The 14,024-nt window shown below is 47.7% G+C and carries 15 protein-coding genes; 6 read left to right on the top strand and 9 right to left on the bottom strand.

Annotated features, from left to right (window positions below; all coding sequences use genetic code 11):
• Nucleotides 1-14: 14 nt before the first annotated feature.
• The 8 genes from GS12_RS08440 to GS12_RS08405 all read right to left on the bottom strand — a co-directional run bounded on the left by GS12_RS08440 (nucleotide 15) and on the right by GS12_RS08405 (nucleotide 7,598).
• A complete protein-coding gene (locus tag GS12_RS08440) occupies nucleotides 15-752 on the bottom strand; it encodes a fimbrial biogenesis chaperone (protein ID WP_034945857.1) in 738 nt (245 codons plus the stop codon).
• 71 nt (nucleotides 753-823) lie between these two features.
• Nucleotides 824-1,381 (bottom strand): fimbrial protein, encoded by a 558-nt coding sequence (locus GS12_RS08435; protein ID WP_034945855.1) that lies wholly within the window; start codon nucleotides 1,379-1,381, stop codon nucleotides 824-826.
• A 123-nt stretch (nucleotides 1,382-1,504) separates the two neighbouring features.
• Nucleotides 1,505-1,756: a hypothetical protein gene (locus tag GS12_RS08430; RefSeq protein WP_034945852.1), complete on the bottom strand. Its 252-nt coding sequence runs from the start codon at nucleotides 1,754-1,756 to the stop codon at nucleotides 1,505-1,507.
• A gap of 12 nt (nucleotides 1,757-1,768) precedes the next feature.
• On the bottom strand, nucleotides 1,769-2,083 hold the full coding sequence (locus GS12_RS08425; protein WP_034945850.1) for a hypothetical protein: 315 nt from the start codon (nucleotides 2,081-2,083) through the stop codon (nucleotides 1,769-1,771).
• Between the two features lie 98 nt (nucleotides 2,084-2,181).
• A complete protein-coding gene (locus GS12_RS08420; protein WP_034945846.1) occupies nucleotides 2,182-4,308 on the bottom strand; it encodes a peptidase domain-containing ABC transporter in 2,127 nt (708 codons plus the stop codon).
• 31 nt (nucleotides 4,309-4,339) lie between these two features.
• Complete coding sequence (locus GS12_RS08415; protein ID WP_034945843.1) at nucleotides 4,340-5,599, bottom strand: HlyD family secretion protein; 1,260 nt, start codon at nucleotides 5,597-5,599, stop codon at nucleotides 4,340-4,342.
• 21 nt (nucleotides 5,600-5,620) lie between these two features.
• A complete protein-coding gene (locus GS12_RS08410; protein WP_034945840.1) occupies nucleotides 5,621-6,937 on the bottom strand; it encodes a TolC family outer membrane protein in 1,317 nt (438 codons plus the stop codon).
• Between the two features lie 4 nt (nucleotides 6,938-6,941).
• Complete coding sequence (locus GS12_RS08405) at nucleotides 6,942-7,598, bottom strand: LuxR C-terminal-related transcriptional regulator (protein ID WP_160279912.1); 657 nt, start codon at nucleotides 7,596-7,598, stop codon at nucleotides 6,942-6,944.
• A 794-nt stretch (nucleotides 7,599-8,392) separates the two neighbouring features.
• On the opposite strand from GS12_RS08405, the gene GS12_RS08400 reads away from it, so the two are divergent.
• Nucleotides 8,393-9,124: a transcriptional regulator gene (locus tag GS12_RS08400; protein ID WP_235421121.1), complete on the top strand. Its 732-nt coding sequence runs from the start codon at nucleotides 8,393-8,395 to the stop codon at nucleotides 9,122-9,124.
• A 98-nt stretch (nucleotides 9,125-9,222) separates the two neighbouring features.
• Here the strand turns inward: GS12_RS08400 and GS12_RS08395 are convergent, their stop codons facing one another.
• Nucleotides 9,223-9,714 carry a MarR family winged helix-turn-helix transcriptional regulator gene (locus GS12_RS08395; RefSeq protein WP_034945834.1) on the bottom strand — a complete coding sequence of 164 codons (492 nt, stop codon included), beginning with the start codon at nucleotides 9,712-9,714 and terminating at the stop codon, nucleotides 9,223-9,225.
• 71 nt (nucleotides 9,715-9,785) lie between these two features.
• On the opposite strand from GS12_RS08395, the gene GS12_RS08390 reads away from it, so the two are divergent.
• The 5 genes from GS12_RS08390 to GS12_RS08370 all read left to right on the top strand — a co-directional run.
• Entirely contained in the window at nucleotides 9,786-10,826 is a 1,041-nt protein-coding gene (locus GS12_RS08390) for a quinone oxidoreductase family protein (RefSeq protein WP_235421117.1), read from the top strand.
• A 46-nt stretch (nucleotides 10,827-10,872) separates the two neighbouring features.
• The gene (locus GS12_RS08385) at nucleotides 10,873-11,235 is read left to right on the top strand and encodes a hypothetical protein (RefSeq protein WP_235421115.1); all 363 of its coding nucleotides are present in this window, start codon (nucleotides 10,873-10,875) and stop codon (nucleotides 11,233-11,235) included.
• Between the two features lie 381 nt (nucleotides 11,236-11,616).
• On the top strand, nucleotides 11,617-12,330 hold the full coding sequence (locus tag GS12_RS08380; RefSeq protein WP_034945832.1) for a PFL_4669 family integrating conjugative element protein: 714 nt from the start codon (nucleotides 11,617-11,619) through the stop codon (nucleotides 12,328-12,330).
• Between the two features lies 1 nt (nucleotide 12,331).
• Nucleotides 12,332-12,886 carry a hypothetical protein gene (locus GS12_RS08375; RefSeq protein WP_034945830.1) on the top strand — a complete coding sequence of 185 codons (555 nt, stop codon included), beginning with the start codon at nucleotides 12,332-12,334 and terminating at the stop codon, nucleotides 12,884-12,886.
• 15 nt (nucleotides 12,887-12,901) lie between these two features.
• A partial coding sequence (locus GS12_RS08370; RefSeq protein ID WP_034945828.1) for a DNA topoisomerase occupies nucleotides 12,902-14,024 on the top strand: 1,123 nt, incomplete at its 3' end.

Genomic DNA, 14,024 nt, shown 5'->3' with positions numbered 1-14,024 from the left:
GAATGTTTTTTGGTCTAATCTTTTTTGATTTCTTTTAGCGTCACTACACCATGATCGTTGATGTAGCTTGCGAAAAGATGCGGGTCATTTTTCAGCGATGACGTTTTAATTTTGTATGATTCGCTTAAAAATGGCGCTACCATATTTCCAGTGATAGATTCTGTTTTCTTCTCTCCCTGTCTGACTTCAATGGTAGACAAGGTCATATGTAATGGGGAGCTGTTAATAATATCGATAATACTGTAAGCACCCTCTTTTCTTCCGCTATCACGCCATGAAATCAAATCTGTGGCATCGATAAATGTGGTTTCTCTGATAGCGTCAGGTCGAAAAAAGAGCTTGATACGTGTGCGAAAGGCCATTTGCATGACATTCGATGAGCTTGATTCGGCTTGGGGGGGAATATCTAATACATTTAACCAAAAAACGCTTTCACGGTCGGCGGGCAGCTCGTTCCCTGTATATGTAATACGCAGGCTTTGCCCCTGAGCGGGTTCAATACGCACCACCGGCGGAGAAATGATGAAAGGAACATCAATCTGGCTTACTTTTTTATCTTTATCGCCTGTGTCAATCCATGATTGTAGCAGAGAAGGCTTTTCGCCCTTATTGTCAATTTTAACAATAACTTCTTTTTCACTCTCGTTATAGATAGCGCGTGTGCTGTTAAGCACAACCGTTGCATGTACCTGAGCAGTGAGTGAAAAAAGCATAATGGAGAGGGCTAATTTAACTTTACTTTGAATGTTCATCGCTATCCTTGCGAAATAAATCGGGGAGGATCTCCCCGATTAAACGTTATGATCAATTAATAATTAATAAATTAATTATAATCGATTGAATACGTTACAGCAGTCTGCAGATCGCCAGCGGTGGTTGCGCCAGTTGCATAGTAGCGAGCAATATAAGACATATCGGCAGCGCCAGCATTCAGCGTTACTTTGTTGGATTCAACATCACGCTGGCTGGTGTTACCCGCTGCAAGAACATCAGCATTAGCGGTCAGTAACTCAACCTGTACGTTTGAAGCGCCGCCGGATGCAGCAGCGTTGTTCAGACGACCAGAAGCAGCATCAACGTTAGCGCCAGATTCAAAATAGGCACGAACGGTACCGGTCTGTGGGTTACATGCGCTCAGTTTGATCAGGAAATTGGTTTCACCAGCCGTTGCGCCAGCGGTAGCCAGTTTGCTGGTGGACAGCGTAGGCAGGTTTACGATGCCGTCGCCAGTTGCGCTGTTGTTAACTTTTACAGTACAGGTTGCAGCGGTCAGTTTACCATTGATAGTAATGGTGCCTGCTGGTGCAGGTGCTGCGAATGAAGAGAATGATACAACGCCTAGTGCGGCAGTCATGAGAGATGCGACAAGAGTCTTTTTCATTTGTTAATCCTTAAACATATTTTCAGTATTACTAAAACGGTTTCAGAAAAACCTTCTGAGACCGGGTCCTTGCGTTACTACACTATCGATATCATGACTGATAAGATTACCAATCAGATATGATTACTTGCGGTTGAACAGGCTAAAAATCCCACCCAAACCTACGGCAAAAATTGAGACGGCAACAGCAGCGACGCCAACAAAAATCTTACCGAATACATCACCCTGGCCAATCGCCGGAGAATCAATTGTTGAAGGGCTCGTCCAGTCCCCTTTTTCAGATGGTGTACGACCCGGATTTAATGCATCCATGATGTCGCTGCTCAGGTTACCACCAGAAACTTTTTTTGAATCACATTTTGAAAGTAATTTCATTTTATATTCTTTTTATTTAGGGTTGTTGTTTAACAGGTCCATCCACTGCTCGGTAAGATTATTAAATAATTCCAACGTCTTATCCCAGTCGTTTACCAAACCATACATGCCGCCCTGAATTGCGCCAAAACTCAAGCCCAAAACGACGCCAACCAGTGCGCCAATAACGCCTACGCCCAGAATGCCACCGGTATTACCACCAGCGATACCTACTTTCATCATGCCGGTTGTTGCACCAGCAAGACCACCAAGAATCATCGCCCCTACTGAACTAAAAAAAGAACCACCAGAAACGTTATCGATTTCACAAAGTTGCAATTCACGCATTTTTATCTCCTTAATTTATTATTCGTGGTAAAACTATTTGCTGCGGTATGAATATTAATGGATGAGCAATATTCCGGGCAATAGAATAAAATCTATTTTCACGGGAACAGAGACTCTTTGGATACTTCTCGGATTATTCCTTTATCCAGAAAGATTATCCTGTCAGCACTCTTAATAGTGTCAGGGCGATGCGCAATAATGATTCGGGTAACGTCCATGCCTGAGATAGCCTTGTTGATGGCGCTTTCCCGGGCAACGTCGAGATGACTTGTCGCTTCATCAAGAATAAGGATTTTTGGCTCTCTGTAGATTGCACGAGCAAGTAATAATCGCTGAATTTGTCCGCCTGATAAAGATGAGCCCATATCACCGACCAGACTATTATAGCCCATTGGCATATGCATGATATCGTCATGAATCTCGACAAGCTGCGCCACTTTCATTGCTTTTTCTTCATTATAATTGGCATCAAAGAAGCAGATATTGTCCATAATTGAACCCGCGAAAAGTATGTCATCCTGCATGACACTGCCAACCTGGTCGCGATAATGCTTCATTCCCAGCTTTTTAATATCCGTGCCGTTAATGCATACCTCGCCTGATTCCGGGCGAAGCAGCCCCAAAAGAATTTTTGCTAACGTACTCTTACCCTGACCTGAGGGGCCAACAATAGCGACTGACTCCCCGCCTTCAATAGTAAAGCTGGTGTTATGAAGAATAAAAGGTTCATTTTCAGAGTAGCGAAAGTTAATATTTTTGATTTCAACACGACAAGGCTGGTTGTTTTTTTCCAGCGCTACCAGACTTTCAGTATCTTCTTCGGTTTCCGTAAGCACAATATCTGCCAGACGTTCGCCATGCAGACGAAGCATCGAAAAATCAATGACGGCGTCAACCAGGCCAGTCATGCGGCCAATAAACTGATCGGAAAAACTGATAAACGCCACCAGCATACCGCCAGAAAAATTGCCATCCAGTACCTGAATAGCCGCCAGCCAGATAAGAACAATTCGGCTTATTCCCGATGTCAGCCCCTGAAGGATGCCAAAGAATATCGACAATCGTTGAATGTTTATGCCTTTGTTAGTGACCTGCACCAGTTCGCTGGCATAACTTGAAACACGAATTCCCTCTTTATTGTTAAGTTTCACCGCCTGCATGCCGCGAATCGACTCAAGAAGCTGCGACTGCGCTTTAGCCGACGCGATCATCTGATCCTCATTCGCCTGGCGGAAAGGACGAAACGAAATGGCTCTGAGCAGGGTATAAATAGCAACCGTCGCCAGCACGATGTAGGTCAAGGTAACGTTGTAGCTGAACAGGACAAACAGGGTGATTATTGCCATCACGCCATCAAGGATCGAGCTGATAAAGCGCGTCGTCAGCGTATTTTGAATCGTACCGATAGATCCAAAACGCGAAATAATATCGCCGATATGCCTTTCCTGAAAATAGGACATCGGTAAGCCAAGCAGATGGGTACAGATATTGGTTGACCATTGCACGCTAAGCAGGCTGGAAAACCATGTGGTGACCCAGGAACGTAATGCGGATATGGCTGTTTGCAGCAGAATAACACAGATAAACGCGGTGCCGAGCAAGAACAGCAGATCTCTGTCGCCCGCCACCAGCACATGATCCATAACCCATTGCATATAAAAAGGTGACATCAACCCGAAAACTTCCAGGGCGACGGACAGCACCATGACCTGCACGAATGCCGAACCAATGCCAGAGACATTGCCAATCAGCTTCATCATCGACAGGCGCGTTTTTTCGCTTTTTTGTTCGAAATTACAGTTTGGGTAGAGCTCAAGCGCAACGCCGGTGAACGATTCTGAAACTTCATCCATCGGCACTTCACGCTTGCCGCGGGCAGGATCGTGCAGAACAATTTTGTTTTTTGATACGCTTTTCAGTACCACAAAATGGTTCATGTCCCAGTGAAGGATGCAGGGAAGCTGAAGCTTATCCAGCTCGTCCAGCTCCAGTCGCAGCGCGCGGCTGGAAAGCCCCATATTGTTGGCGATCTGCATAACATCGGCCAGCGTGGCGCCTTTCAATGACGTCGTATGTGCCCGACGCAGCGTAATCATGTCGGTCTGATGGCCATAATAGCCTGCAATCATACCCACGCAGGTTAACCCACATTCCGCCGCCTGCGTCTGGTGCAGGACCGGTAATTTCTTTCGCCATGAAAACTGGAGGTCTTTCAAAAATTTCATAATAGTCTGAACCTGAATATAAATTTAATAATTAAATAGAAGCGTGACGACCCAAGGCATATAAAGGTTCAAGAACCCACTCATACAAATGACGCTTATCAATAACGAAGTCGGCCTCTAACGCACCACCGGGTTGTAATTTAACTTCCTGGCCGTAGGCGCTGATTGACTGTTTATCCAGTTCTACTCTGACCTGATAAAAAGACTCCTGAACCTGCAAATCACCGGTGATATGAGACACTTCCTGCGGAGAGAGTGAGACGCGAGAAATTTCCGCGACTTTTCCATACTGCTGGCCAAATTTTTGATACGGAAACGCCTGATAGCGCAGGATGACCGCTTGCCCCGGTTTAATAAATCCAATCGCCCGGCTGCTGACCATAATACGTGCCTGGAGATTGCCGTTTTCAGGCAGAAGTGAAGCAACAGACTGACCCGCATTGACTATCTGTCCGGGTTTTACCAACACGGAGCCGACCAGCGCGTCTTCTGGCGCGGTAACAATAATTGAACGGCGCGACTCATTTTCCACACGTGACTGACGAATACTTGAGATCTGGCGTTCAATCTCATTTTGTTTGTTGCGGGTATTAACAGGTTGCTCACGCATTTGCTGGCGGGTCTGGGTAAGCTGCTGCTGCGCATCAATACGCTGCCTGTTAACATCCAGCAGCCTGAATTCTGCATCCAGAAGCGCTGATTGCTGCTGTTCAACCTGCGTATTCGAGGCATAGCCTTTATCACGCATTTGGATGAATTTATTGACCTGTTTTCTTGCAATATCAACATGTGCGACGCGCTGTGTGTGCATCTTTGTCAACTGTGCCAGCTGATCCTGAAGCATTTTTTCTTTGACTTTCAGCCCCTTCACTGTCTCCTCATGCAGAGTTTGAAGGTCTTTCAATTCATTTTGCATACCCTCATATTGTCTGTTGAGCTGCTCGGCGATCATTTCACGCGTTTGCCCAAGCTTTGTTTCTACTTCTGAAGAAATCGTCGCCAGCACGTCACCTTTTTTAACCAGCTGACCTTCATGCATTTTCAGATCAACAATGGTGCCATTATTCATCGCCATAATGTTCATGACGCCATCAACCGGCAGCAAAGAGCCCCTGGCCGTTTCACGTTTGGTATAGCTGCTGAAAATACAAAATGCGATAACAACAAGCGTGATAACCGCAACCAGCCCAATTTGAATCCATCTGTAAGGTGGGCAATAAAGCGCAACGCGGCCTATAGCTTTGGAGCGATTTGCTTCGAGGGCTTCGTCCCTGAATAATTTGTTACTCATATCTCTTCTGCTTATTTATTGTTAATGACAGACATAGGTATCTAATGTCGAATAATCTAAATCACCGGTAGAGGCTGCTAATATAATTTTTTGTTTAAGAAAATTATTTTCAGCTTCAGTCAGCTCCTGCATAGATTTAAACAGGTCTCTTTCTGCGCTGAACTGATCGACCAGGGTGCGTAAGCCCACCTCTTTACCAAAGATGGTTGAGGCCAGTTTCTTTTTTGCCGATTCACTGGCTCTTTTATAAGCATTGATTTTCTCAAGGCCATTTTTGACGCCAAGCCAGGACATCTGCGTGTTTTGAATGGTTTTTCTGCGTGCATCCTCAAGCAGTTGCAATGCCTGATCGCGACGGCTTAGCGATTCGAAACTTTGCGATAGCTGTCTTCCCCCGGCAAAAATGGGAATAGAGACGTTAACGCCAACATAGGTATTTTTGGTTTTATTGGTGGTGCCAAAAATTGAATCCCAGACGTTTTCATTTTCTCCCCTGCTCCAGTTTCCACCGTAGCTGGCCTGCAACGACACCACCGGCAGATGGGCTGCTGATGTGGCGATGATATCTGAACGCGCTTCTTCCAGCTGATGACGTGCGGCAACGATATTTAGGTTTTTTTGTACCGCCCGCTCAAGGGCGCTCTGAAGAGACTCATTCGATGAACGGAAAAGACACTGCATATTATCTTCCCGAATGTCTTCGGCCGGTAGGCCGGTCATACGGGAAAAATTAATATGGGCATTGTTCAACTCATTTTCAGCAGAAAGCATTTCAGCGATGGCGCGATCGAAATTTGCCTGCGCTTCATCAATATCGAGCTGTGTGCCATCGCCAACCTGTAACGCCGTTTTAACCTTATTTAACTGGATCTCGTAGGCTCTTTTTTCCTGCTGTAACGTAGCAAGTTGTTTGCGGGAATAGATAACGGTGAACCACGCGTTGCTGACATCCTGAATCAGCTTTTGCTGTGCTGACATGTAGGTAATGTCGGCCAGATCGGCTGAGGCATCGGCCCGGCGCCAGGTGGCGTATTTCGCCAAATCAAAAATTGGCTGCGTCATATTCAGCGTATAACTGTGACGTTTAACGCCCGCTGCGTAAGAGGCGTCCGGCTGATCCTGCTTATAATAATTACCTGATAGCGATATTTCAGGCAGAAGACCCGAGAATCCCTGAATACGTTTTTGGCTTTCGGCATCGTGCAGATTCGCGGCGGCGGCAAGCTCACTGTCATACGTGCTGGCAGCCAGAACGGCCTGTTGCAAAGTAATACCCTGAGCATTTCCTCCCGTCAGGAGAGCAACCAGAATGATTAAAGATTTTTTATCGACTTTCATCTGCTTACAACATTCCATTCAGATAAGCATATTTGAGCAGTTCGCCGTTTGTCGTAACATTCAGCTTTTTCATGGCGCTGTGTTTTTGCGTCGCAACGGTGCTGACCGCACGATTTTTCCTTGCTGCAATGGTGGAGAGCGAGTGGCCCTGAACCACAAGAAAGATAACCTCCCATTCTTTTGACGTGAGCGCGACGTCTGAAGAAATATTGACGTTATTCTCTTTCGCTTCGCGAAGAACTTTTGAAACAAAGCTTTTTTCAGTGCCTGAAGTCAAATGGCACAGCGCATGATGGAACTCCTCAATGCTGTCATGGGCGCTGATGAGTGCATCAAACTCGCTTTGAACAACTTTATTGATTAAGTGAGGATCGGTTTGTTGAAGAAATATTAGTGTTTTCACACTACGCTTATTGCACAGCATCTTTAATTGCTTTTGTTCACCGGTACTACAATTTTTGTGTAAAAAATAATACTCGGTAAATAAAACATCTGTGTCGCCGGACTCAAGTGCTGCATACAGAGAAGCATGATCGCTGCAAACCTTAATGTCGATGTCGATATCACCTGTTTCTTTCTTAATATATTCACAAATTGCTTTTTCTAATATATTAAAATTGAAAAAAATCACTACCCTGAGTCGAGTCTTTAATTCTTCCATTATGCTTTCCATGCTTATTATTGGTGATGCTCAATTATAAAGTTATTCTGATGTTTTTTATGTGAACGTTAATGGCTTTAACTTTCTGACGTCTTTTGGACGATTGCTGTAAGCATTGACGTTTTTTTAAGTGCATGCGTTTTTTGAAAGCCAGGACCCTTATCTGACGGACAGATAAAAGCTGGCAAGGATCCCTCCTGCTGGTGTGGTTGATTGTCCCTTTCAACATATGCGTGTTGTATGGCCGGGTAATCTGTTCCTGTTACCGGTTCAGCTAAACAACAGAAAGCATTCTTCCACTTAGAATTTGTCTTGGCAAGAAAGAATAGAAAATTATCGCATTGTTGTTTTAGTATGCCTTGTAGTTCTTGCTTGGTTTTTTTTACTGTTTTTCTGACGTAATTATGGTTTTTTATGCTGAATTTTATTTGTTTTTTGGGCTAATGGCTTTGGCAGGCTAGTAGTTTTTTTACAATGCTCATTTGAAACTGTGTGTTAACACTTCTGTTTATTCATCGCCCACATTTTTTTCTGTTAATATGAGAAAGTCCCTTCAGAGAAGGCTCGCAAAGACGGCCAATATCGATGTTGCACAGGCTGAAAAAATGTAATAGTGAAGAGTAAATGCACCGTTCTCAGGTAAATCAGAATGATTTTTCATGAATGAATGACGGGCTTTTTACCGGGTTACAGGAGGATTTTGACGGATAGCGAAAAAAATTATTGTAAATTTTTTAATTAAGATCGGCGAAGGTCGCTTTTGATTATGACATGGATAGCGTACGGGGAAGATTATGGAACGATATTTCACAGGCGCTGAGGATGTTTCCACTCCAAATGCCCAATCCTTGAGTTCTGTCTGCACCAGTGCCGGACAATTTCAGCAAACGCTGGAAAATAACGTCAGCAGAGCTGAAAAGACAGGTTCGCTATTGCGTCCTGAACTGGAGTTGAGCTACAGAAAATTTATTAATATCTTTTCGCCGTTCATGCTTAATGCTGAGCCGGACGAGATATCGCGTAAAAAAAGGCGCTATCGGTTCGGTAAAAATGATCAATGCGTCGTCTATTTTTTGCAGGAAGGCGATTACTTTCTTAGTACGCAAAACGGCCACAAAATAATCGATATCCTGTCTTCACCCTCCATCGCAGGTGTGGTGCCAGGCCTGAGCAAGATGCCGTTATATCTTGAACGCGTCGATTACGGAAAAATTAGTTATCTACCTCACGATGATTTTTGGCGTCTGGTATTTGAATTCGATCTCTTTGACGACGCCATGTTGATTATGTCTGCTCAGCAATCTGAACTGATAAATTATATCGCATTAAACAAAGCCAATGCGCTTGAAGAAGTCCGTTCACTGATTGGGTGGTGGAGTAAAATACCCGATCATCTGAAAAGACGCTTTTCAATTATGTATCTTATTGAAAACAGTTCATGGCTATCGAAAAGTTCAATAAGCCGCGCGCTAAAGGCGATGAAAGAAAAAGGGGAGATCGCCCTGGAAAGAGGACGAATCAGCTGAAGCGTTGATTCAGGTGTTGCATTTGATTAAAATTCAGCACCTGAATCGAATAAAAACAGCAAACGCAAGTTCACCCTGGCGGGCGTAGTCGCGATAATTCACCTGTCGGTTTTTTTATCGCGTTCCGGTACTACGATAAAATCTGCAACGAATTTTTTAAGCAGCCTTTCAAGTTCCGCGCGTTCATGCGCCTGCCAGTGCAAAAAAATATTTTCGTACAGTTTTGCGCGTGTCACATCAATTTTATCGGTCATCGCTTTGCCGGCGGGGGTAATTGCAGCTTCATTAATCCTCTTGTCTTTTGGACTCTTTTGCCGTTTTGCCAGCCCAATTTCCTCCAGTTTCGCCACCTGACGGCTGACCGTGGTGTAATCGCGTCCAACACGATCGGCGAGTTCGACCACGCCAACAGGGCCGAAGCGGCCAATCTGCACCAGCAACGGGAACAGCGCGCGATCGAGCTGTATGCCTGACTTTTCGATCATTAATACATCCCGCTGTGGTCGGTTAAAAGCACCTACCAGCGTCAGGAAAGTATCGTGCAAATCCTCAATGTTTGAATTTTTATGTGTATTTTGCACTTTTTTCATTGACGCCACCTGAACAGAAATATAGCGTGTATTTTACACATAGTATTTTCATTGATAAAGGATAACGTTGAATGAAAGCAGCCGTCGTATACCACGCCGGAGAGAAGCCCGTTTATGCTGATTTTCCGGAGACTCAGACTGATGACAACTCTGTGATGGTGACGGTGAGCGCTGCCGCGATGAGCCAGTTGGCAAAAGCGCGTGCGGCGGGAACCCACTACAGCGCAGCATCGACGTACCCGTTTATTGCGGGCATTGACGGCACGGGACATCTCAGCAGTGGCGCGCCGGTCTATTTTCTGGCATTCAGTTCGCCGTGGGGCAGCATGGCGGAAAAAACGTGGGTGGCGAGCGACAGTATCGTGCCGCTGCCCGCAACGCTTGATCCGGTACTCGCTGCGGCCATCGCCAATCCCGGCATGTCCTCCTGGGCGGCATTAACGCGTCGGGCACATTTTCAAAAAGGAGAAACCGTGTTGATTAATGGCGCGACCGGAACTTCAGGCGGCCTGGCAGTACGCATCGCACGCCAGCTGGGCGCAGGGAAAATTATCGCGACCGGGCGCAATCATCAGGCGCTGGAAAAGCTGTATGCGGAAGGCGCGGATATCACTCTTTCCCTGGAGAGCTTACCCGCCGCACTTCCTGCATTGATGGCTGAGGGTATTGATGTGGTGCTGGATTATCTCTGGGGCCAGAGCGCGCTTGATATCATGACGGCTGCCGTTGTCCGAGGCGAAAAGGCGGTGCGATTTGTGCAAATTGGTTCGCTCAGTGGGCAGGAAATTTCACTGCACAGCAAATTGTTGCGTTCTTCAGGGCTGACTCTGATCGGAAGTGGGCTGGGCAGCGTGTCGCAGGCCGGGCTGATTGCCTCAATCGGCGAGCTGCTGCAAGCGGCTGCGGCTGGTAATTTCTCCGTTCCTTTTCAGCAACGTCCGTTAAGTGAGGTAAACCAGGCATGGGATGAGGACGACACCCCATCCTGCACCGGGTTCGGAAACCGAACTCAGTACGGAACCGTATGGAAATCCACTGAGTTCGGAATCCGTACTGCCAGTAAAATCAGGCGGTTATGCCCGGGTTCGGAAACCGAACCATTACGTACGTAGTATCACACACAGTGTGAATAAAAATACGTACGTACCGGGCAAATCTGTGCTGCCTGACAGCCTGAAGGAACTTATTCCGGCAGAAGATCTTGCCATGCTGACCGCCCAGCTGCAGGCACTGCCCGAGGAGCAGGCGGAACTGGTGCTGCTCAGCCTGCAGAAAGTGATGTCACGCCAGCGGCTCAGTAATCCGGTTGGCTGGTTGCTGGCCGTGATGAAAAAGGCCCGTGAGGGCAGGTTGTATGCGCCCCGTCAGGCTGATGATCTGCCTGAGCATGCAGGACATAAACCTGCCCGGCGTCCTGAACAGCAGCTGTGGAAGCCAGAACAACGCACCTCTGCCCGCCCGGTATCAGAGGAAAATATCCGTAATTTGGTCAGGGATATTCGCAGTAAGCTAAAAAGCTGAGCGGTAACAAAAAACTACCCGTTGCAGAAGCGGCTAAAAAACGCACAGTGCTGCCAGTGGCAGCAGTGACTAAAAAACGCACAGTGCTGCCAGTGGCAGCAGTGACTAAAAAACGTACAGTGCTGCCAGTGGCAGCAGTGACTAAAAACTGTACAGTACCGCCAGTAGCCGCACTGTGTAAAAAATATACATCGCTACCGTTGGATGTATCTAATTGGTCACCAAAGTCATGTTTTGGTTACTTTTGACCAATTTTTTCACCTCTCTCAATCAAGAATTCACTTCTTTACGGATCTGGTTTCTTGTTGTCCGGAACATCTTACCTGAAGAGTATCAGTGCCTCGGGTCGAACCTGACCGGGATCTAACAGGAGATGGCTGTATGACTACAGAAAATGAAACGCGAAGCGATAAAGCGGGAGGACTCACCTCCTCCCTGAAAATCGAGATCCACTCAAATTATGCTATCCGTCTCTGGGAAGGTCGCCAGCAATCCCAGTCAAAGGCGGGGGAAAAGAAAGGACGGCATGCCATTATGAGCATGCCACAGGCGATCAAGCGCTCAGGCGTCATCTATCAGGACTCTATTGAAGATAATCCGTGGGCAGATGAGGCGATGTATAAAGTTGAGATGCTTTTGAATGCAGCTGGCGAGCATATCCAGCAACGGGTTGAAGAGCTTGAAGTCATATTGAAGTCTGTTCCCCCCGCGGTATCATTTTCCGATATTGTTTCCACATCACCTCTTAATATAGGCGTGTTCAGCCGCTCCCCGCTGGGTTACAGATGTGTCTGGGTACTCGTCGGCTATGATCAGATGGCGCTCAAAGCATTTCAGGCTGCTCATTATGGTCTTATTTCCCGCACCCAGCGTGATGAACTACTGAGTCATGGTGCTCACCTCATTCGTAAAGTATATGGCGTTTTGCGACTGTACCGGACCGTCAAAGTAAATCGTTCTGACATTGCAGCCCAAACGCCTGCCTCACTTCAGGCCAAAGAAAAGCTGGGATCACCCGATCCTGAAATCTTCTCCGGTAAGAAGCGTTCTTCTTTTTCTCCTCCTTTACGGAAACCCCTGCCAGAGGAAAAATAATATGATCCGCTTATTGTTTCTTCCTGCCGCCTTCTTTTTATTAAGCGGGTGCGCAACAACGGATTGGGCTGCGATTAATAAACAGGTCAGTGACACAGCTGCAAACCTGACCAGGACTCTGGGTGGCAGCAGCAGTGGTGAGAGTGGCAGCATGCCGCTGATGAGCCCGGCGGGGCAACAGGCCATGCAGTCCGTCGATAAAACGTTCTCTGTGCCGGTCGATGTGGATACCGCAGCGGCCCGCCTGAAGCGGCATTACAAATTTATCTCCACGCAGGAGCTTGAGGCACTGCGGCAGGCTTCAAATGACGGGGGCTGGAAAGCGGCGGCTGAAGATGATGCACATCCGGTCTGGGACGCCATGCCGGGCAGCTACTACAAAATGGGCTCAGACTGGAACGGGCGTGATCACCTGGATATCGAAATCGAGAAAAACGGGTCCGGCAGCAGGCTGTATGTCGTCTATCGCTCATCGTCATCACAGCGTCTGGCCGGTTCCGGCGTCACGAAGCTGATGAATGATGTCCGCGCGGTTGCGGCAGGTGAAAAACGCTGATGCGGGAGGCACTATATGCAACTCTTTTTGTGTGAAAAACCCTCCCAGGCAAAAGATATTGCACGCGTGCTGGGCATCAGCAAGCGGGAACAGGGCTTCATCAGCGGGGGGGATACCGTGGTGACCTGGGCAATTGGGCACCTGCTCGAAACTGCCAGCCCTGAAGCTTATGGTGAGCAGTATGGCAAACCGTGGCGTGCCGATGTTCTGCCTGTACTGCCTGAGGCCTGGAAAATGGTCGTCAAGGAGCAGACAAAATCGCAGTTCACCGTTATCAGTAAGCTCCTTAAAAAGGCATCTGAGGTGGTCATCGCCACCGATGCCGACCGCGAGGGAGAAGTTATCGCGCGTGAGCTGCTGGAATACTGCCGCTACAGTGGCGCGGTGCGACGGCTCTGGTTATCAGCCCTGGATGAGGCAAGTGTGAAGGAAGCACTGAGCAGTATTCTTCCGGGAGAAAAAACAGCCCTGCTGTATGATGCCGGTAAGGGCCGGAGCCAGGCTGACTGGCTCATCGGCATGAACCTGACCCGCCTCTATACCCTCAAGGCCCGTGACTCAGGGGTGTCAGAAGTGCTGTCCGTCGGGCGGGTACAGACGCCGACGCTTGCCATGGTGGTTAACCGGGATAATGAAATCACGTCCTTCGTGCCAAAGCCCTGGTGGCAGGTACATGCGCTTATTGAAAAAGAGGGCGTCCGGTTCCGGGCAGGCTGGGTGCCCGTTGAGCAATACTGTGATGAGGAAAAGCGTTGCATCAATCCCCAGGCTGCCCGTGCGGTGGGGCAGCTGTGTCAGCAGCAGGGCAGGGCTACGGTACTGGAGGTGACACAGAAGCGGGAGAAAACGGCGGCCCCCCTCTGTTTTGACCTCGGCACCCTTCAGCAGGTCTGTTCCCGAAAATTCGGCATGGGCGCAAATGATGTGCTCGCCATTGCCCAGTCCCTTTACGAAACCCACAAAGCGACCACCTACCCCCGCACAGACTGCGGTTTTCTGCCAACCTCCATGCAGCAGGAAATACCCGACGTGCTGGCGGCAGTGGCGAAATCCGACCCGACTGTGGCCCCGGTACTGAATCAGCTGGACAGGCAGTTTGTCTCGCGTGTCTGGAACGACAAAAAAATCACCGCACACC

The organism is Erwinia oleae (genome assembly GCF_000770305.1).
GTDB classification, from domain to species: domain Bacteria; phylum Pseudomonadota; class Gammaproteobacteria; order Enterobacterales; family Enterobacteriaceae; genus Erwinia; species Erwinia oleae.
Note: the sequence above shows the minus strand (reverse complement) of the source record. Positions and strands in the feature narration are given on the sequence as shown.